Below are 21619 nucleotides of genomic sequence, written 5' to 3'. Positions count from 1 at the left end.
ATCAAAAACAATCAGCGTGTCAAATTTCATGATGATTTTGTGAATATTATAGGAAACAGGTTTCTCGGTGGGTCTGCACGTTGATTACTCTGACTCCAAAAATGATAATGATGAAAAGGAGAATATTTTATGTCTAACCATTCTTTATGTAAAGCTTTAGGAATTGAAAAACCAATTATTCAAGGACCCATGGCTTGGGTTTCAACAGCACCATTAGTTGCAGCCGTTTCTGAAAGTGGAGGTCTTGGTGTATTAGGAGTGGGCTTTGCTCCTTTAGATTTTATAAGAGACCAGATTATTGCTACAAGAAATATGACGAGTAAACCATTTGCAATTAATGTAATTATGGCTCCTGAATTATTAGATCATGTAACAAAAGTGGCTTCAGAGGAAAAACCACCCGTTATTTATGCTGATACGCTAATAGGGCTTGATTTAGAGCTATCCAAAAAATACTTTTCTATATGGCATGAATTAGGAATAAAAGTCATTGTAAAAGCCAGCACCATTCAAGATGCAATTACTGCGGAGAAAGCTGGTGCAGATGCAGTTATTGTAAAAGGCTGGGAAGGTGGCGGACATACTACTTATGAAGCAACAACGGTTCTTGTTCCGCAAGCAGCGGACTGCTTATCCATACCTCTAGTAGCCTCTGGTGGTATTGCTGATGGCAGAGGAATGGCAGCAGCTATTGCTCTCGGTGCTGACGGTATTGAAATGGGAACCATTTTTATGTGTGCAGAAGAAACGGTAGTACATCCAAATGTAAAAGACATCATGTTAAAAGCTGGTGATATGGAAACTGTGGTAACAGGATATTCTACAGATGAGCCATGTAGACAATTGAAGAACAAGCTTTCAGATGAAATAATTGAAATTGAGAACAATTACAGTAAAAAAGAGGCAGCAGTAAAGCTAAAAGAAGTTGCTGAAAGCTCTTTAAAAAAAGCAATGCTAGAAGGCGACGTTGATGAGTTGGGCGCTGTGATGGTGGGACAAATAGTGCCACTAATAACTGAGATTAAGAGTGTAAAGGATATCATACATGATGTATTAGAAGGGTATCATGAAACCATATCGAAGATCGTTAAGTTTGAAGTTTGATTTAAAAATATAGAAGGAAACGGAAAAGCAGACCTGCTTTTCCGTTTCTTTTTTTCATATATACAGCTTATTCTCCATATAACATTCAATGGCCCAGCAACCGATATGAAAAGAAAGGCTTAATTTGAGATATCTTTGGAGTACACCTGTCGTTTATGTTAGCATGTAAAGATTAGATACTTTATATTCGAGTCGACTTGGAAGCGTTATCAATTATGTGCCTCAAATGATGTGACGTCCGCTTTAATGGAGGTCTTTTTTTGAATAGGTATAATTACGGAGAGTGCTGCCATGAAAGAGCTATGCAATATTTTGATTGTAGATGATGAGATATTGGTACGGCAAGGGATCAAGCATCATTTATCGTGGGAGAAGTATGGATTTCGTATTGTAGGCGAGGCTTCTAATGGAAAAGAAGCGTTAGGGCTGATTGAAACTTTGCGCCCGCATATTGTCATTACGGATATCGTGATGCCTATCATGGATGGCGAGGAGCTGACGCGCATTGTCAGACAGAACTATCCTGATATTGAGGTCATTGTGCTCAGTAGCTACGGTGAGTTTAATTACGTGCGATCCACCTTCCAGCAAGGTGTTGCTGACTATATTTTGAAGCCCAAGCTGGATACGGATGAGCTGCTGCAAGTGCTCCAGAGAACGGCCCGCAAAATACCGTCTTTTCATTATCAAGCAGATGCCGGGGATAATCGAATTACGATGGATCATGTGATAGAAAAGCTCATTTCCGGCTATAGCATTGAATACGATATGGAGCTGCTGAAACAGGAATTTCCGTATGCCCGTTTTGCACTCATAGGCGTGGAACAGGCGGAACCACAGGGGAAAGGCCAGTCCCACCCTGCCTCGGACCTATTTTCCAGGCTCACTGATCGAGTGACATCTGCCTGTGAACAAATCGTGTTGCGGCGACTGCCGTCTGATGCAAATGCGGCTGTTTTTTTAGCCAATCTTGATCCACGTGAATTACACTCCTGGATGGCTGCAGTCAGGGAAGTAGCTCAGGAGACGAAGCAAGTCGAACCACAGACGGGCTGGGCGGTCAGCCGTCTATTTGATGATTTTAATCAGATTAGCGAGGTCTATCAGGATGAACTGCCCAAGCTGCTGAGCTATCGCTTTTACTTCCCGGGAACTGCACTCCTGATGGAAGACGAGCTTCCCAAGCCTGTTCAGGTAAACAGCTCGTTTAACTTAAAGCAGTTCACGGAAGAGATGAAACGCGAGCATTTTGATACGGCCTTTCAGGACTTAAGATCTTATGTAGCTGCCATGTCCCGCAACTATACCTCCACCGCTTTTGAATTCAAATCTCTTCTCGGAAACATCGTGTTTAACATTACGACCTTGCTCGGGAATCAGGGGTATGATATGAAAGAGCTGGATGCGGAAAAATACTCCTATTTCAAAGCCATAAATGATACACCTCATGTACATGAAGCTGTGCGATTGCTGGAGACCTTTTTAGAGGAAGCGAATATGCAGATTTTGGCTAAAACGCAGCAAGGAAGCAGTGCGAGCATGAAGAAGCTGCTGGAATATATTGAGGAGCATCACGCCGAGACGCTCAATTTGACGACACTCGGTCAATATTTTCATTTTAATCCCTCCTATTTGTCGAGCTATTTTACAGCGCATCATACAGAGGGCTTCAGCGAGTATTTAAATAAAATTCGGGTTGAAAAGGCTGCGGAGCTGCTGCGGTCGGGTACGATGTCCATTTCGGATATTAGCAGCACTGTCGGCTATTCGGACCCCAGCTATTTTACCAAGGTGTTCAAAAAGGTGACGGGTTACTCCCCCAGTCAATACCGCCGAGAGCATCTCCATTAGAGAGCAAACGCATATTTGCCAACAGAAAAGAGATTGAATATGAAAAGGTATATGCATAAAATCAAATATCAAGGTCTGTTCTTTAAAATATTTGTCGTTATGGTGGTCAGCATCACTGCGGTGTCCTTGCTGACCTCTTTGGTGACGATTCGAATGTCTGAACGACTCTTTGCCGAGACATTCAGTATTACGAATGCCAAGGTACTCAGCCAGATTCAGTCCAGCTTTGAGTCCTTCAATGACTCGATTGTGAATGCCGTAACCCATGCCTCGGAAAACGGGACGGTCAAAAACTACCTGACAGGCGGTCAATCCGATTCCATTAACTCGGCACGCATCTACTTCGGTATGGCACAGCAGATGAAGCAGATTAAATCAAATGTCGACGCCTATGATGTCAGTGTCGCCATAACGGGCATGAACGGCCGAAGCTTCTATTCCGACTCGTCCTACTGGCCGGTAACTGCGGAGGAGCTCAGGAACAATTTGATTACAGCCCGAAGCTCCGCACAGCCGACACGGCTTATGTATCAGTTGGATACGGATTTACTTCGTCAGCAAATAAATAATACCGGGCAGAAACCGACACCCTATATTATCGCCTCCAAGGCTTTTATGGAGCGAACTAGTGGTACGTTGTATGGCATGATCTACATTGCCATTCGCGAGCCGGAATTCCGCCGCTTCTATAATAACTTCACAAGCAACGGCAATGATGTACTCATTTTGGACAAGTCAGGACTGATTGTATCGAGCAACCGTCAGGATCTGATCGGACAACGTTCCAATGAGCTGCTAGGCTATGCCACAAAAATCAATGAGCAAGGGCTAAATTACATTAATGCGAACGTGATGAACAAGGAAAGTATCCTCCTTTCCAACTATATTCCTTCGTATGATTTTTACCTGGTTAACATGATTGACAGGCAAACCGCAATCGGACAAATTATTGACGTTAAATCGGTTGTATTGATCTGCATTGGCATCGTGCTGATTGCTTTGTTGATCGTTTTTCTGATTTCCCGGCGTTTAATTCGTTCTTTGACTCGGCTGGTCAAGCAAATGTCGACTGTCCGCGAGAAAAATTTTGATAACTATCTCCCGGTAACGGGCAGCTATGAGGTCAGGCAGTTGAGTCATGCCTACAATTACATGCTGGATGAACTGAATGACTATATTCGCAAGCTGCTGGAGACGCAAAAAGGACAACGGAATGCAGAGCTGGCTGCACTGCAACGACAGATCAACCCGCATTTTCTGTACAATACACTGGCTTCGATCAAAATGCTGGTGCTCAAAGGAAACAAGGAAACCGCCGCTGAGACGATCAATGCGCTCATTTCCCTACTACAAAATACAATCAGCAATGTGAGCGAAACGATCACCATCGAGCAGGAAATGGCCAACATGCAAAATTATGTGTTCATTAATCATGTTCGCTACGGACAGCGGGTACAGGTGAATTATTTTGTATCGCCGGATTGTCTGGAGTACCATGTGCCCAAGCTGATTATTCAGCCTTTTATCGAAAACTCGTTTTTCCATGCATTTAATGAGAAAACCGCGGGGCACATCTATATACTGGTGTCCAAAACGGATGATACATTAATCTGCGAGGTGGCTGATGACGGAGACGGTATGGATTTGGACGGGCATACGGCAAAGGACGGATTGCCTAATCCTAAAAGCAAGCGCCAACTGTTCACGGGTATCGGCATCCAGAATGTACACAACCGCATTACCCTTCTTTATGGAGAAGAGTATGGCGTGACCATCTCCAGCAAAAAAGGCGAGGGTACCAAAGTGAAAATGACACTGCCATTGATCGTAAAACCCGCCTCTCCTATCTAATAAAAATATAGGCTGAACTAAAGACAAAGAAGGTGGAACAAGAACGGAGTGGGCGGAATGGTGCTGTACAAGCGTAGCGGTCGCCTAAAAGCTTTCCATAGGAAAGCTCGCATCGGAAGCATAAGCTGTATCCGGATTTCAACCTTATATAATTTGAATAAAGAAATCTGGATACAACAGCGATGGGAAGCACCATCCGACCGCGCAGTGGCGCTTCGTGTACAACTTTAGTTCAATCTAAAAAAAATACCTAAATCTAAAAAAAGAACAAATGTAAGCGGTACCTTTTTTGATAAATCATAATAATAAGACAAATCCGTATAAAGATATTCCTAACTGCCCGCAGAGCAAGGATGATAAACTAGATTCATAAACAAGGTAACCGCTTTCAATAAATTTTAAATGATTATAAAAAAAGAGTAGGGGTTGAACGAAATGAAAAAAATGACTTTCCTTCTGCTGATCGCAAGCTTGATCTTGCTATCTGCATGTTCCAGCAATTCCGAGAAAGCCGCGACCACCACGGATTCCGGTAAGAAAGAAATCACGGTCTGGGCTTGGGACCCGAACTTCAATATCGCGGCCCTAAAGCTGGCGAAAGATCGCTACGTCGCCAAACATCCTGATGTAAACGTAAACATTGTTGAATATGCTCAAAATGATATCGTGCAAAAAATGAATGCCGGTCTTAACTCCGGTTCTACCAAAGGATTGCCTAACGTGGTTCTGATTGAGGATTACCGGGCACAAAACTTCCTGCAAGCCTATCCTGATTCCTTCCATGATATGAGCAACTCGATCAAAGCATCCGACTTCGCCGATTATAAAATTGGACCGACCAGCTACAACGGCAAGCAATACGGTGTTCCATTCGACTCCGGTGTTATGGGTCTGTATGTAAGAACGGATTATTTGGAACAAGCTGGCTACAAAGTAGCTGACCTGACCAACATTGATTGGGACAAATTCATTGAAATCGGTAAAGCCGTAAAACAAAAAACAGGTAAAGATATGCTGACTCAAGATCCAAACGACCTCGGTCTGATCCGTGGTATGATCCAATCCGCAGGTTCATGGTACCTGAAAGAAGACGGTAAAACACCAAACCTGGCAGGTAATACAGCTCTGAAAGAAGCGCTCTTGACGTACAAATCCTTGTTCGATGCGAACATTGTTAAAATGAATGCCGACTGGAGTCAATTCCTGGCAGCCTTTAATAGCGGTGCAGTTGCTTCCGTACCAACAGGTAACTGGATTACACCTTCAATCAAAGCAGAAGCTTCGCAATCGGGTAAATGGGCCGTTGTTCCTTTCCCTAAATTGAAAAATGTACCTGAATCCGTGAATGCTTCCAGCCTCGGCGGCAGCTCCTGGTATGTCCTGAATACAGATGGTCAAGATATTGCTGCTGATTTCCTGAAAGAAACATTCGGTTCAGATCAAGATCTATATCAAGATATGCTGAGCAAAATCGGAATTGTCGGTTCATTAAACGCAGCTTCCAGCGGTAAAGCTTATGACGAGACAGATCCGTACTTCGGTGGCGACAAAGTCTACAAGAAATTCGCAGAATGGACCAAACAAGTTCCAAAAGTCAATTATGGCATGCACACTTATGCCATTGAGGACATCATGACCGTTGAAATTCAAAATTACTTGAACGGCAAAGATGTAGACACCGTTCTGAAAGATGCTCAAGGACAAGCAGAAGCACAGCTTAAATAAGACAGTCCATCTAGCCAAGGCTAAACAATAAAACGATAAGCACTTAAAACCTTGGGCTTGCGAGTTCAAGGTTTTAATGCTGCATAGGGAGTTGATATGGTTATGAAAACAGCCGCACCCAAAATGACGACATCGCGTTTCAAGGCAGGTATGACAGGATGGTTGTTCATATCCATCGCAGTGATCATGATTGCAGCCTTTTATTTCTACCCGATGATCCAGGCGCTTATCTTGTCCTTCAAGACAGGCACGGGGTCTAATCTGACCTTCAACGGCATTGACAACTACAAGCGTCTGTTCACAGATAAAATGTTTATAACCGCCGTGAAGAACACATTTATCTATCTGATTTTCCAGGTGCCATTGATGGTGATTCTGGCTCTGTTCATTTCAGTATTGCTCAATGATAAAAATCTTAAATTCAAGGGCTTTTTCCGCACAGCCATCTTCTTGCCTTGTATTACATCGCTGGTAGCCTATTCCGTTGTGTTCAAGTATTTGTTCTCGGCTGACGGACTGGTAAACTCCTTATTGCTGAATCTGCATGTGATTGGCACGCCGATCCAATGGATTACAGACCCTTTCTGGGCCAAGGTTACGATTATTATTGCGATCACATGGCGCTGGACTGGCTACAATATGATCTTTTACTTGTCTGGTCTCCAGAATATTGACAGCTCCATCTATGAAGCGGCCCGTATTGACGGTGCTTCCCCTATTCGACAGTTTTTCAACATTACGGTTCCACTGCTTAAGCCGATTATCCTGTTCACCTCGATTACATCGACGATTGGTACACTCCAGCTCTTTGATGAAATCATGAATATTACCAAGGGTGGGCCGGGGAACGCTACATCGTCTATTTCGCAATATATCTACAACCTGTCCTTCAAATATTCATCCGACTTTGGTTATGCGGCGACCGTATCCTACTCTATCGTCATTATGATCATTATCTTGTCGATCATCCAGTTCAAAGTGGCAGGTGAGAAAAAATGATGAAAACGAAAAGATTATTTACGTATGCCTTTCTGATCATTATGTCGTTCGTTTCGATCTTCCCGTTCCTGTGGATGCTATCCAGTTCTACCAACCTGTCGGTCGATGTGACTAAAGGTAAGCTTCTGCCCGGCTCCCACCTGATGGATAACATCCATCATCTGATGGATAAGGTGGACATCGTCACTGCGCTGAGCAATTCGGCGAAAATCTCGATTTCCACGACACTGCTGGCGATGCTGATTGCCTCCCTGGCAGGCTATGGCTTTGAAATTTACAGAAGTAAAGCCAAGGATATTGTCTTCAATATCCTGCTGATGTCTATGATGATTCCGTTTGCGGCGATCATGATCCCGCTCTATCGGATGTTCGGCAGTATCTCCAACACACTGCCTTGGATCGGCATTGATACACTTTCGTCTGTCGTCATTCCGACGGTGACTACGGCGTTTCTGATCTTCTTTTTCCGTCAAAGCACCAAGATGTTTCCCAAGGACTTGCTGGAAGCTGGTCGCATGGACGGATTGTCCGAGCTGGGTCTGTTCTTCCGGGTGTATATGCCTACGATGAAAACAACCTATGCCGCTGCCGCTATCATCACGTTCATGTCGAGTTGGAATAACTATCTCTGGCCTCTGATCGTGCTGCAAACGCCGGAAAATCAAACGATTCCGTTGTTGATTTCGAACCTCGGCTCCGGCTATGCACCAGATTATGGTGTGATTATGATTGCTATTGTCCTGTCCACCTTGCCGACTGCACTGGTATTTTTCCTGATGCAGAAGCATTTTGTAGCGGGTATGGTAGGCTCGGTAAAATAACGGGTTCGCTGTTGTGAAATCCCTTCATATTAATTTAAAAATAAGGAGTGTTCGCCTTGACTATTCACACCCCCAGCCTGGATTGGCTAACCGACGTAACCAAGTTTGCAGTACATCGGCTGCCTGCCTATTCCGATCATAAATATTACGCTACACTTCAGGAAGCGGAGCGTCATGCCGATATGGCTTGGCGTCATAGCCTGAACGGTAGCTGGAAATTCAACTATGCTACGAACCCGGTCAGCCGTCCGGTTGAGTTCCATGCCCCTGATTTTGAATACGGTGGCTGGAGCGACATCCAGGTACCGGGTCATATTCAGACGCAAGGCTTCGGCCAAATGCAGTACGTGAATACGATGTATCCGTGGGACGGACAGTCCGACGTTCGCCCACCACATATTCCAGAAGATCACAACCCGGTCGGAAGCTATATCAAAAGCTTTGTTTTGCCGGAGCATATGGCTTCTGACGGTCAGCCTGTGTTCATTTCCTTTCAGGGCGTCGAGTCGGCCTTCTATGTGTGGTTGAATGGGCAATTTGTCGGGTACAGCGAGGACAGCTTTACACCGTCCGATTTTGAACTGACACCGTTCCTGCAAGCTGGCGAAAACAAGCTGGCGGTTGAGGTATATCAGAGAAGTACAGGAGCATGGCTGGAGGATCAGGATTTCTGGCGTTTTTCCGGTATTTTCAGAGAGGTATATCTGTACACCATCCCATCTGTTCACGTACGTGATCTGCATGCCAAGGCCGATCTGGACGCCCCGTATGCGCAGGGCCTTCTGGAGCTGGAGCTGACCTTGGAAAAAGAAGTAGCAGCCTATGCAGCCGTCGATGTCAAAGATGCTACGGGCCAGATTGTAGCTTCTTTGAAGGCGGATTTTACAGATGGCAAGGCTTCGCTGTCAGCGACACTGGATCAAGTCCAGCGCTGGAGCGCCGAAAAGCCTTACCTGTACACCTTGTTCATCCAAATTCACGAGCCGGACGGGACACTGGTGGAGGTCATTCCGCAGAAGATCGGCTTCCGCAAGTTTGAACTGATCAACAAGGTGATGCATCTGAACGGCAAGCGGATCGTCTTCAAGGGCGTAAATCGTCATGAATTCAACGCCCGCACCGGACGTGCGATTTCGCGTGAAGATATGCTATGGGATATTCGTACACTCAAGCAAAACAATATGAACGCGGTTCGCACCTCTCACTATCCGAATCAGACCCTGTGGTATGAGCTGTGTGATGAGTACGGGGTGTATGTGATCGACGAAATGAACCTGGAAACACACGGCTCCTGGCAAAAGCTTGGCGCAGTCGAGCCTTCGTGGAATATTCCCGGCAATCTGCCTGAGTGGCAGGATATCGTTATGGACCGCGCCATTTCCATGCTGGAACGAGACAAAAACCATGCGTCCATCCTGATCTGGTCCTGCGGCAATGAGTCCTATGCGGGTGAAGTGCTGCGGAATGTAGCCAATTATTTCCGAGCCACCGACCCAAGCCGTCTGGTGCACTACGAAGGCGTATTCCACAACCGCACGTACGATGATACCAGCGATATGGAGAGCCGGATGTACGCCAAGCCCGCAGATATCGAGCAGTATTTGAACGACAATCCGCAAAAGCCGTATATTAGCTGTGAGTACATGCATGCGATGGGTAATTCCGTAGGCGGTATGCACAAATATACAGAGCTGGAGAATAAATACGAGCTATATCAGGGCGGTTTTATTTGGGATTATATTGATCAGGCGGTTATGAAAAAAGATCGTTATGGACGCGAGTACCTCGCAATCGGCGGCGACTTTGACGACCGGGCCACAGACTATGGATTCTGTACGGATGGAATCGTCTATGCAGATCGGAAGGTTTCACCGAAGATGCAGGAGGTCAAATTCCTGTACCAAAATCTGAAGCTGACCCCGGATCGCACAGGCGTGACGATTCGCAATGAAAATCTGTTCGAGGGAACGGATGACTACGAGCTGGTATACAGCCTGCTGCATGAGGGCCGGGAAATCGCACGGAACGTGATTCAAGTGGGCGTAGCCGCACAGACAGAAGCTCATATTCCGTTGACGCTGACAGATACGGCTGGAGTAGATGCGCCCGGTGAATATGTTATTCACACGTCTCTGGTCTTGAAAGAAGCTACACTCTGGGCGGAGGCTGGATATGAAGTAGCCTTCGGACAGCATATTTTCATCGTGGAAGATACCCGTCCACAGACTGTTCCTGCCGGCAGCATTCGCATCGTGCATGGTGATGTAAACATTGGCGTTCACGGTGCAGATTTCAGTATCATGTTCTCCAAAGGAGCAGGCAGCCTGACTTCACTGCGCTACGCTGGACGCGAGATGATCGCCATTCCTCCTGCCCCATTGTTCTGGCGTGCAACCACGGACAATGACAGAGGTGTAGCGCTTGGGTTTGAAGCGGGCGGTTGGTTTGCTGCGAGTCTAACACGCAAATGCGTGGGAATTGAAGTCACGGAGGAGCAAACTGATCACGTAACCGTTACGTTCCGCTATACACTAAGCATTCATGCAGACGTACAGGTAACCGTAGCTTATACCGTCTTTGCCGATGGCAGCCTGAAAGTGAAATCCACTTATGAAGGCGTATCCGGGTTGCCTAATCTGCCGATCTTTGCCCTTTCTTTCAAGGTTCCATCAGACTATCGCCATCTGGAATGGTACGCTATGGGACCGGAGGAAAACTATATCGACCGGGCCTTTGGTGCAAGACTCGGCGTATTCCACAACGAGGCAGCGGACAACGTATCCGGTTATGTCGTGCCACAGGAATCCGGTAACCGTACAGGCGTACGCCGTGTCGATATGACCGACGATTCTCAGCGAGGTATTCGCATTACTGCACCTGCAACCGCGCCTGTGGAATGCAATATTTCACCATACACAGCATTTGAGCTGGAAAGTGCATACCATCAGTATGAGCTGCCCAACGTCTACTACACCGTTGTTACTGTAGCCGGCAAGCAAATGGGTGTCGGCGGCGACGATAGCTGGGGCGCTCCCGTACACGAGGAATACCAAATGGCAGCCGATCAGAAGCTGGAGTTTGAGTTTACCGTACAACGGGTGTAAATAAGCACGCTCACCGGATAGACAAGTAAATATAACAAAAGCCCTTCCACTGCTTCCTCATGAGAAGCTAAAGCTGGAAGGGCCATTTCTATTTCAAAATAACTTCAATATCACGTCCAGGATCACTGTACTTGTAGATGCCAGGATTTAGTTCCAATTTTCCGTCTAATTCAATATCTTTGTAACGGTCAACATTAACTCCTGTGGATATCATCCCCTTCGCAATGATCTCAGGCACTACTTCTTTACCGTTAATTCGCATCGTTGTTTGGTTGACGCCTTTGAAGCCAGGGGAACCGGATTTCGATTCGACAATCAAATCTTTTCCCTCTGTATAGTATGTGAAATCAATTTGATAACCGTCCGCATTAAGCTCTGCGAACTGTTTTTCTTCTTTAGGTTTATGAAGAGTGATCCAATTCTTGGACGTATCACGTTTCTCAATGACAGCATCTTTCAATATAAGTTTCATTGGAACATCAGACCAGTTCTTATACCACTCTGGAGATTCGAATTGATATAAGTGTTGATAATTTTCAGGACCAGCTCCTTTAATATTCCATCCTCCGCTAATTTTTTTATCCCCTATAACCAGTTGAGCAGTTTTATAATGAACATTTCCTTTTTTAAGTGAATCACGCTCTGTTACTAGAATTTCAATATCCAATGGGGTAACAATCAGTTGGTCTAAGGTAGTGCCTGTATTTTCTTGGAATTCGGCGCTGGTATGCAGCTTCTTGGAATAAATCGCTTCACTTGCTTTTTTTCCATCCGCTTCAAATTCGAACTTCCAAGTACCTTCAATTCGTTTTGCTTCCTCAATGTAACAAAAATGAAGGTTTGCCTTTTTCCAATCCTGTGCAGTCATGTTGAATACCTGCTCAATATGCAAGTCTGAGCTGTCGCTAGGTAGAATGGTTGGGATGGCGTCTGTCTCTTTGTCGCCCACTTTCATTACCAAATGCGGGTTCCCACGTCCTAAATCGGATGGTGCCGCAGCAACTCTAAAACGGACAACAGTCTTGCTGTTGGTTTGTCGAACGGATTCTATATAAATGTTAGGATACTGCTTGCTCCCGGTAACAAGGGTATCCCCAGCCTGATGATCCGTCTTTAAGAGAATATCCTGGTTACGATAAAAAATTAGATTCCGTGCCTCAAAGGTGTAATCTTTTTTACGATCCTTTAAAGTATCAACCGTTTCATAAATGCCGAGGAGCTTCTGGCTTTGAGGATCGTAATTTAAATATCCGTGTGCTCGTTCCTTGGTATCAGAATTGCTAGTTACCATCGTGTTCTCTATAGCAAACCCAATATAACTGGTTGGATCGGTTCCTGGATCCAGAGAGATCAGCATTTTCATTTTTTCGCCATCCGTTACAACACCATTCAAATTCATCGTAATGCCTGCACTGGATGCTTTTAGATCATACCGCTGGCCAATACCATTATTTAGCGCAATGGTTACACTACGTCCGCCTATTCTATCCCAATTGATAGCCACACCAGCGAATACAGGGATGGCAACGAGCAGAAAACATGAGAATACGATACTCGCAGGAACAATTTTTGCTCGATGCATAGGTGCTTCCTGTGACTGTTGCAAAGCTGCTTTTCGTTTGGTTGCTTCCTGTTCTATATTTACCCACATTGCATCATAGTCAGGTTGAGGAATGTGCTGTTCTTTTTCATCATATCGACTCACTGCTACTCATCTCCTTTACTTGGGATACCATCATTTTTTTTAGCAGTTTAAGCCCCCGATTTAATCTGGATTTAGCTGTTCCTTCGGGTATATTTATAACTCTAGAGATCTCCGGCACAGTCAATTCGTTTACATAACGAAGGACTACGACCATTCGAATTTTATCTGGAAGCTTGTTATATAGCTTGTGTAGCTCTGTCTTCGTTTCTCGATGATATAAGCTCTCTTCCACCGGATTAAATGAATGAGGACGTGACAATAAAAAAGTTCGTATTTCCTTCATCAGCCCAATTTTCCGCCTTCTAAGTACATTGTTGCACTCATTGGAAGCAATTCGTAAAATCCACGATTTGAGATCTTGTACCTTGGACCTATCGGCCAAGAGTGCTTTGACAAACACTTCCTGGCAAACATCTTCTGCATCTGCTTGATTTTGCATCAGATAATAACAAAAATAATATATCTGTTCCTTATATAGCTCAAACAGCTCTCGATCAGTCATATACGCGCACCTCCCTTGTTGTGGTCTCATCTATTAAGACTAATAATAGAGTACAACCGTTCATTTATATCGAAAAAAGGCAGCCCTATATATAGGACCACCTGTTATGGATTGTTCGATTCCCGACGTTTGACCAGCCCTCAATGAAAATCATTGCTCTTTACCGCAAGCACCTGACGGGCTATTAGCATAAAGGCATCAAAGGAATGGCAGTGCTTTAATCGTTCCAGCGTTTCTTCCTGACGGATCAGTTCTACAAACAGATCGTAAATCCCCATCGCCTGCTCGTAATCCTCTTTACAGATCGAAAGCAGGAATACAACATGGACCTCATGGTTGGCATCCCATTGAATCGGCTTTTCCAGCAGACACACGCTTACGACCGTCCGGTTAGAGCTAAGCTCCAAGGGATGGGGAATCGCCATACCTCGATCCAGTGCCGTAGATCCCAGCTTCTCCCTCTCCATGACTGCTGGCAGGAACTTGTCAGTCACAACTCCCTTTTGCCTCAAAATACCGCTCATTTCTTCAATCAGAGCATCCTTTTTCGGCCGATCGGATCGGGTCATAAACAAGTCTTGGTCAAAATACCGCAGCAGTGAAATTTCCTGCTCCTCATCGCTCGCACGCACCATCCGTGTGATCGTCTCCATATCCCGTTCCGAAGGAATCGGACTAATCACCGCCGACGGCTTATCCTTACGCTGCTGCAAGTGGATGGTCGATACGATCAAATCCTCGTCGACAGTAAGCATTTCCTCGTATTCCCGAAGTGAAACCACTCGGGATACATCCAGCTCGGCGAACAGCGAACGCAATCTGGATTCCAAAATCCGGGCGGTTCCATAGCCGGAGCCGCACACTAGCAACACGGTTTTACGACGCCGATGCGGAATATTGTATTTGCGTTCCAAGGCGGCTCCGATATGAAGCGCCAAATAACCGATTTCGTTATCGTTGATGTCATACGGAAATGCTTTTTGCAGTTCTTTTACCGTACCGACCGTGATTTCATAAGCAAGCGGGTAATATTTGCGGATATGTCCAAGCAACGGATTACGCATGTTCATGCCATGCTCCAGCCGGGTCAGCATCGGTTTCAGATGCACAAACAAATCCCGGGACAGCCGTTCATCTTCACGCAAATCATAGGTGAAGCGCTCGTAGACAAATGTCAGCATCTCGCGGACAGCCAGGAAGAGACGGTCAGACTGGAGACGCTCCCACTCGGTTTCGGCCATCTTTTTGCTGACGATGTGCAGCAGGACATAATCCAGTTCCCCCAAAGGACAGGTGATGCCAAAAGCCTCTTCCAGCTCACTCAGAATGGTAGTAGCCAGCTCAATATCCCGCTGACCGCCTGCCACCTTTTCAAAGCGCTCCAATCCATGCCCTTCCTTCACTCGCAGTACCATAACCGCCAGATGGGTGATCAGGTCCTTCAGCGCCAAATCCGCCATCTTGATGCCGTTGGGCCGCAGATGCTTCAAAATAATTGCACGGATTCGCGGTAAATCCAGCCCCTGAAACAGCTGTTGCTGTTCCAAAGGCATACCGCTGCGTTGTCCTTCTTCATCGCGTACATCGGCATACTCAGCGAGACAGTAACGGATACTCTTCTCTTCCCCGACCACCTTCACGCCATATCCCGGCTTGGTGCGCAGGGTGAGAGCATAATCATCCAGAATCCGCCGAATAATTTTAAAATCATTATTCATGGTCGCCCGGCTAATATACAGCTCGTCGGCGAGGTCTTCCATCTTCACGTATTCTCCCGTATTCAGCAGCTTGAACAGCTCATACCGTATGCGCTCTTCCGGTGCTCCCGGCAGCCGCCCGCTTACCTCCGTTTCTTGCTGACCTTCCTCAGCGAAAAAACGGTATCTTTCGGGATCAACGACCATGATTGTATAGCCGCTGCCTCTCTTGGATTCCAGCCGTGCTCCATATTCATTCAGAATACCGCCCAGCTTTTTGAGATCGTCGCGGATCGTCCGCTCTGTGACCTCCAGCCGCTCAGACAACGCTTTGGTGGTCCAAGACCAGCCCTGTTCGTTTCCACTGACGAGCTGGTACAGCTTTTTCAAGCGTTTGTAGGGAAAATTCATGTAGCTTCAAGACCTCCTTTCCGATAAAGCATGTTTTGTTTCTGTGTTACTTCGATTCAGGCGTAACCAGTACCGTTAACAGCTTGCAATGCCCCAACTCCGGCAATGGTGCGCCTTCGGCATCCGATGAGGCCAATGCTTCTCCCTTGGAGCGCTCATCCAGTGAAGCCAGCTCGTAGTGAGCCGATACACCGAATGCGATGCGTCCAATTGCATTTTTATCCAAATAAGGATTAAATACACGCACAATATATCCATCATTATGCTCTGCTTTCTTGAAGGCACTCAGGATCACATTCGAATCCTCGCTAAAGGATAGCAGGCTGTAGCTTTGCTCGAATATTCTTTCTTCGTCACGGAAGGCGAAAATTAAACGACCATTCAGGAAGTCAGACAGCTGATAGCTGGTCAAGGGCGTTAAATATTCCTTGGCCGCTTTAGCTATATTGGCTTCATCAAAACCGGACTCATGCACATGCAGGGCAAACGTAAATGAAAGCTCGCCAATGAGCTGTGCATCCGGCGTTTCTACGATCTTTTCTCCCGATGCGCGTCCCGGGCGGTACAACAGATTTTCCTTGCCCATAAACCCGAAAGTACGGAATAACGTCAGCGCTATTGTATCATGTTCTTTGCCAATGACCTCATATTCTCGTACTCCTCCGGTCAGCACCGCTACTCCACGAGAACCATCGTTCAGCGCAGCATAGCTTTGCAGAGCCTCAATCGTGATCGGTTTTTCCGTCCACTGCTCACGTTCCCACACCTCTACTTCTTCCAGCGTTGTCGGACGGGCAATGACTCCGAACGGTTGATCCGCAATAGAAAGCCTGGAGGCAATCCCGGTGTCAAATAGCACCCGCAGACGGTGACTCAGCACCTGATTGTCCACATCCACCGAGAAGCGTATCAGGCGCTCTCCTTTACGCAAGGAGACCGTTGCCTGTAATGGCAGTTCCGCAGAGGTTATGGTAGCGGCGCGTTCGTTTAAGTCATAAGGAACCTTTAGCTTCAATCGAAGGGACAAATCCTCGGCTACCGGACCTTTGGTTGTCACCGTCTCCACATCAGCACCGAGCGAAGAAATGGTAAGGTCACGTTCCGGCGGAGAATAGTTATAGGAATCTCCGTCATCCCCATTTTCCTCAAACACCATCTGATCCGCGTACACACGTCCCGAGATTTTATCCGTAATGCTCAATGCCCCGTTCTCTTGTACAGCTACGCTATAAAATTCGTTTTCAATACGGTTCCCGTTGCTGCGCTCTGCCGTGGCATCCCCGGTCGAACTGAAATCAAATACAATTTGCGTATATCCCATAGCAGGTACTTCCTGAAGCTCTACCAGCAGCTTCGCACGGAATACACGTTCAGGCAGATACACCTTTTTGCTCGGATTCAGGTAAATATGCTGGCCCAGCACATAGTCTGTCTGTTCCACTTTTTCGGTAATTGTATACGGAAGCTGCTGTCCGTTCGTATCCCGAATGACAAAGCTTCCCTCCGGTAAATAAGCATCAATCTCTGTAACGCCCTTACGCGGATAGGGCAATGTGTTAAAGATGGTGAAGGCAAAGGTCTCCTCCTGTTTAATCTTTGAAGCAATCATGCGCTTATGCAGCTCCAACAGATTTTCCGCGATATCGCGCGCCTGCTTGTAACGAAAAGCGACATCCCGGTTCGTCGTGTCACTGTTGCAGCCACCGATGCTGTCGTGAGCCGCATTTTCAAACATCAGCTTCCAAATATCCTTCACGATGTGATGCGGATAATCATGTCCTAGCGCATAACTGATTGACAGGACAGGCTCCAGCGTATTGACGATGAAATTTTCAATATAGTTATTTTGCTGCTTGAGATCGGCCCGCGTAGAAAAGATCGACTTATGGATACGCATATGCTTCGCTTCCATAAGCTCTCCTTCCAGCACAGGAAGATCGCTGCTGTCCTTTTCAATTTCTTCAAGGAAACGCTCCGGCTCATTCATCACATATTCCCGTTCCGGGTCAAGCTCGTTGAACTTGCGGATCAGCTCTGGCAGGTTCAAGCGGACAGGCGCTTGGTCGAAGCCGTTCGGAAAATAAACATGGCGAGTAGACGCCTTTTCCTCCAGCGCACCGATTTGGCTGTCCAGATATGCTTCAAGTTCTCCCGGCTCCTCTGGAATATTGCCGCCATAGTAGTACCCGAACGGTATTTGGACCGCAAACACCTGGCTTCCATCCGAGCCCTTCCACAAAAATTCGGTTTTCGGGTTCGTATTGTCTGCCACCCCGCGCCAGAACAGAAAATGGCGAATGCCAAACTCCTGATAAATCTGCGGCATCTGTGCCGACTGACCGAAAGCATCCGGCACATAGCCGACCTTCATCGCGTGACCATATTTCTGCGCTGTCTCCATGCCATAATACAGATTGCGGACCATGGATTCACCGGAAATGACTAGCTGATCCGTCTGCGTATACCAAGGCCCAGTCATCAGGCGCTTGTCCGTCACAAGACGGCGAATGCGTTCCTCGTCTTCGGGGCACCATTTGATGTAATCATCCAACAGGGACCCTTGGGCATCCAACAGATAATATTTAAAACCATCCCTATTTTCTAACGCATCCAGCACTTCTTTCACATGCTTTACCAAGTAAACTTTGGATCTGGAAGTGGTAAAGTACCACTCCCGATCCCAGTGAGTATGTGGAATGACATGCACTTTCGTACGGTTCATATCTCTATCTCCCTCCGTGTTGTCTATCTTCTATCTAGTGAAGTTCAGGAATAATTTAGTCAAATACCAGTTCGATGTCTTCTCCATTTTTCTTGACGGACGCTTCTTTTGTATCTGCCTGTTGCTTTTCTTCCTCACGGAAGTTGACGAGTAGAGTTCCCGCTACAATGATTAAAGCTCCCGTAATCCCTCCTGCGAGATAAGCAAACGGAGTACCTACAGATATCGCGCCATACAGACCGCCGATTGGAGGCATGATGACATGTGCGCCCAACAAAGCTGTCAATGCCGCACCTGCCGCACAGGCAATCATGTTCAGTGGAATCAGCTTGGCAGGGTTGCGCAACGTAAAGGGAATAGCCCCTTCGGTAATTCCAATAACGCCCATGATGACCGAGCCTTTTCCAGCTTCCCGATACGTTTTGGAAAAACGACGTTTCAGAATCAGAGTCGCAAGTCCATAGCCCAATGGTGGAATACAGATAGCAATGTTTACGAAAATATTAGGCAAATACACACCTGACAGGAATAACGCATTTCCCGCCATCCAGGCTGCTTTATTGACAGGACCGCCAAGGTCGAACCCGATCATGGCTCCCAAAATCAGGGCAAGCACGAGGGTGCTGGTTCCGCTTTCACTCATATGCTTGATCCAGTTAACCAGTCCTTCGTTAATGGCACTGAGCGGTCCACCCAGGATGACGGACATGAGAATCCCCGTTAAGCCCACCGTAATAAGCGGCAGAATAATCAGTGGAACAGAACCCGCGGCCGGGCCTGTGATTTTCACTTTATTTTTCACCCACAGGGTGAGGTATCCGGCAAAGAACCCGGCAACGAGCGCGCCCAGAAAACCAGCGTTCGTTTCCTGTGCCAGTACGCCACCAATCAGCCCCGCAGCAAGCGCAGGCTTATCGGCAATCGAGTAGGCGATATATCCGGCCAGCACCATGTTCAGCAGCCCGATTCCGCGCCAGCCGACATTTTCCATCAAGTATAAAATATGAAGAAATCCGCTTTTATCGGCATAGGGGCCGAAGTCCGTGACCCCCATCGTCAGTCCAATAATCTTACACACCGCAACAATCAGGGAACCTGCAATAATAACCGGCAAGAGGTAGGAAATGCCTGTCATTAGATGCTTTCTAGCTTCACTCAGCCATTTTTTCATCATATTCTCTCCTATCTTGAATACTACTGTTGTCCAAAGGCTAATCGGTTGTTATTGAGCCGAGATGGCTTCCACCGCTTTGGTGAGAACCGCTTCCGCATTGTTGACCGCATGACCGATTTTGACACGAACGATTCGTTTATCCTCAAAACGCTCCGCTTCCTTTACCGTCTGGTCCGAGGCAATCAGTACAAAGTCCGCTGCTGCAATCTCTTCCTCCGTAAGCTTGTTTACCTGGCCTAGCGCACCCTGCTGTTCTACTTTAATGTGGTGACCGAGCTGTGCTGCTGCTTTTTCCAGTGCTTTTGCCGCCATGGGGGTATGAGCCAAACCTGCTATACACGATGTAACGCCTACAATTTTCATTTTATGACACCAACCCTTCTGTATATTGTTCGAGCAAATGATACACATCGTCGCCGCTCTTGGCGCCCGCCACCGCTTCTTTGAAGGAATCCTCCAATAGCAAGGTTGCGAGTGAGGAAATAATTTGCAAATGGGATACATCCACAGAGCCTTTGGGCACCAAAATACTGAAAATATACTGGACAGGCTTACCGTCATGAGATGCCCAATCAATACTATCTTGTAATCGAATGACCAGAACTGCTGGTCTTGTGACTGCTTCGCTCTGCGTATGAGGTATCGCAAACTGATCCTGAAGGCCCGTCGAATATACCTTCTCCCTTTCCCACAAATCCTGCACCAGCTGCTCTCTATGGACGGTGACACCCAGTTTCTCAGCCTCTTGGGCAATAAATTCAAATACAGCCGATTTTGTCTCCAGCTTCTCATCCAGATAAATCTGTTCTCTAGTAATCATGGTGGATGTCTCTCCTCCCTTCTATCTATAAGTGAAACGCTTACAAATTCATTCTAGCCGACTCTCCTCTAATGTTTTACCTATAAAATTTCCCTAACCAAGCGGAAATGGTTTAGAGTTAATTTTTGGGAATGAAAAAAAAAAAAGCGCACCCGGCGCTTTAGCTTCTCATTAGACTTTGTTCATAAATGTTTTATGATAGGCATTCCGGTACTGCGAAGGGGTCATATTTACTATTTTTTTAAACATACGCATAAAATACTTCTCATCCGCATATCCCGCTTCTTCTGCGACCTGCCTAATGCTCATATCGGTACGGGAAATCAGCTCCTTGGCTTTATTGATACGGATGCTATGAATGAACTCCAAGGGCCGCATACCTGTATTTTGCTTGAACAAACGGGATATATAATCCTTGTTGTAATTGAATTTTCGGGCTAAATCCGTCACGGTTATCGGTTCTTCGGCGTGAATACGGGTCCACTCGATAATCTTGTTGAAGCCCACATTCCCCTGCGGGCTGGCGGGGCTGGAGATCAAGAGACTGAGAGCCAGCTCGGATATCTCAATCAGCAGCGAGGTGAATAGATAATTTACACTGTGATGCGTAAGATAATGCGCATTGGCTACGTGCAAAATCTGATTAACGATAATATGAATGCGGTCTCCGTTGCCCGCACGCACGCATTGCGGTAGATAGATATCCCGTACAAAGCCATGGCGCTGCAAATGAGCATCCATAACACGGGTCTCCTGCTTCATTTCTTCATTAGATAATACATTGGGGGGCGTGGAAACATCGAAGTGAAACCAGTAAAATGTAACTCCCGGCAACGATTCCTCATACCCTCCATGTGTACGACCGGGATAAAGCAACACCATATCTCCCTCCCCGATCTCAAAATGCTCCTGTTCCTCCCGTATATATACCGTCTCCCGCACACCAAGGATCAGCTCGAAGTTCTCTATAGAACGACTCATATGCTTCCAGGGCACCTCGGAAATAAACTCACCTGCCGAGATAAGCTGAACGGGTGCATCCACGTTTACTTTCAGATAGGTCATGTTATCGCCTCTTTAGGGTCATGTTCGGATTTGTCCACCTATTGTATGGTTAAGCTACTGACATACCG

Annotated in this window: 15 protein-coding genes; 7 read left to right on the top strand and 8 right to left on the bottom strand. The window is 46.5% G+C overall.

Annotated elements, in window-relative coordinates; all coding sequences use genetic code 11:
* The first annotated feature begins 129 nt into the window (after window positions 1-129).
* The 7 genes from ACIFQM_RS00610 to ACIFQM_RS00580 all read left to right on the top strand — a co-directional run bounded on the left by ACIFQM_RS00610 (window position 130) and on the right by ACIFQM_RS00580 (window position 11455).
* The gene (locus tag ACIFQM_RS00610) at window positions 130-1104 is read left to right on the top strand and encodes an NAD(P)H-dependent flavin oxidoreductase (RefSeq protein ID WP_430043517.1); all 975 of its coding nucleotides are present in this window, start codon (window positions 130-132) and stop codon (window positions 1102-1104) included.
* A gap of 291 nt (window positions 1105-1395) precedes the next feature.
* The gene (locus ACIFQM_RS00605) at window positions 1396-2955 is read left to right on the top strand and encodes a response regulator transcription factor (RefSeq protein ID WP_430064775.1); all 1560 of its coding nucleotides are present in this window, start codon (window positions 1396-1398) and stop codon (window positions 2953-2955) included.
* Between the two features lie 39 nt (window positions 2956-2994).
* Window positions 2995-4806 (top strand): cache domain-containing sensor histidine kinase, encoded by a 1812-nt coding sequence (locus ACIFQM_RS00600; protein WP_430064773.1) that lies wholly within the window; start codon window positions 2995-2997, stop codon window positions 4804-4806.
* 435 nt (window positions 4807-5241) lie between these two features.
* A complete protein-coding gene (locus ACIFQM_RS00595; protein WP_430046272.1) occupies window positions 5242-6531 on the top strand; it encodes an ABC transporter substrate-binding protein in 1290 nt (429 codons plus the stop codon).
* Window positions 6532-6633: 102 nt separating this feature from the next.
* Window positions 6634-7530 carry a carbohydrate ABC transporter permease gene (locus tag ACIFQM_RS00590; RefSeq protein WP_430043508.1) on the top strand — a complete coding sequence of 299 codons (897 nt, stop codon included), beginning with the start codon at window positions 6634-6636 and terminating at the stop codon, window positions 7528-7530.
* Window positions 7527-8351: a carbohydrate ABC transporter permease gene (locus ACIFQM_RS00585; protein WP_430043506.1), complete on the top strand. Its 825-nt coding sequence runs from the start codon at window positions 7527-7529 to the stop codon at window positions 8349-8351. Before ACIFQM_RS00590 ends, ACIFQM_RS00585 begins: the two co-directional genes overlap by 4 nt.
* 56 nt (window positions 8352-8407) lie before the next feature.
* Entirely contained in the window at window positions 8408-11455 is a 3048-nt protein-coding gene (locus ACIFQM_RS00580; protein ID WP_430043505.1) for a glycoside hydrolase family 2 TIM barrel-domain containing protein, read from the top strand.
* 88 nt (window positions 11456-11543) lie between these two features.
* Here the strand turns inward: ACIFQM_RS00580 and ACIFQM_RS00575 are convergent, their stop codons facing one another.
* From ACIFQM_RS00575 to ACIFQM_RS00540, 8 genes are all read right to left on the bottom strand, one after another.
* Window positions 11544-13160, bottom strand: a complete 1617-nt coding sequence (locus tag ACIFQM_RS00575; protein WP_430043503.1) for a DUF4179 domain-containing protein — start codon at window positions 13158-13160, stop codon at window positions 11544-11546.
* Complete coding sequence (locus tag ACIFQM_RS00570) at window positions 13147-13662, bottom strand: RNA polymerase sigma factor (RefSeq protein WP_430043501.1); 516 nt, start codon at window positions 13660-13662, stop codon at window positions 13147-13149. Before ACIFQM_RS00570 ends, ACIFQM_RS00575 begins: the two co-directional genes overlap by 14 nt.
* Window positions 13663-13802: 140 nt before the next feature.
* Window positions 13803-15770, bottom strand: a complete 1968-nt coding sequence (locus ACIFQM_RS00565) for a BglG family transcription antiterminator (RefSeq protein ID WP_430043499.1) — start codon at window positions 15768-15770, stop codon at window positions 13803-13805.
* 46 nt (window positions 15771-15816) lie between these two features.
* The gene (gene mngB, locus ACIFQM_RS00560; RefSeq protein WP_430041531.1) at window positions 15817-18492 is read right to left on the bottom strand and encodes a mannosylglycerate hydrolase; all 2676 of its coding nucleotides are present in this window, start codon (window positions 18490-18492) and stop codon (window positions 15817-15819) included.
* A gap of 55 nt (window positions 18493-18547) precedes the next feature.
* On the bottom strand, window positions 18548-19663 hold the full coding sequence (locus tag ACIFQM_RS00555; protein ID WP_404520912.1) for a PTS fructose transporter subunit IIC: 1116 nt from the start codon (window positions 19661-19663) through the stop codon (window positions 18548-18550).
* A 51-nt stretch (window positions 19664-19714) separates the two neighbouring features.
* Window positions 19715-20029 (bottom strand): PTS fructose transporter subunit IIB, encoded by a 315-nt coding sequence (locus ACIFQM_RS00550; protein ID WP_430041534.1) that lies wholly within the window; start codon window positions 20027-20029, stop codon window positions 19715-19717.
* A 1-nt stretch (window position 20030) separates the two neighbouring features.
* A complete protein-coding gene (locus tag ACIFQM_RS00545; protein ID WP_014279234.1) occupies window positions 20031-20486 on the bottom strand; it encodes a PTS sugar transporter subunit IIA in 456 nt (151 codons plus the stop codon).
* A 171-nt stretch (window positions 20487-20657) separates the two neighbouring features.
* Window positions 20658-21551 (bottom strand): AraC family transcriptional regulator, encoded by an 894-nt coding sequence (locus tag ACIFQM_RS00540; protein ID WP_430041536.1) that lies wholly within the window; start codon window positions 21549-21551, stop codon window positions 20658-20660.
* Window positions 21552-21619 lie beyond the last annotated feature (68 nt).

It is taken from the genome of Paenibacillus sp. NRS-1782, assembly GCF_050467685.1.
Taxonomy (GTDB): Bacteria; Bacillota; Bacilli; order Paenibacillales; family Paenibacillaceae; genus Paenibacillus; species Paenibacillus terrae_A.
This window is presented reverse-complemented; position numbering and strand designations above follow the sequence as displayed.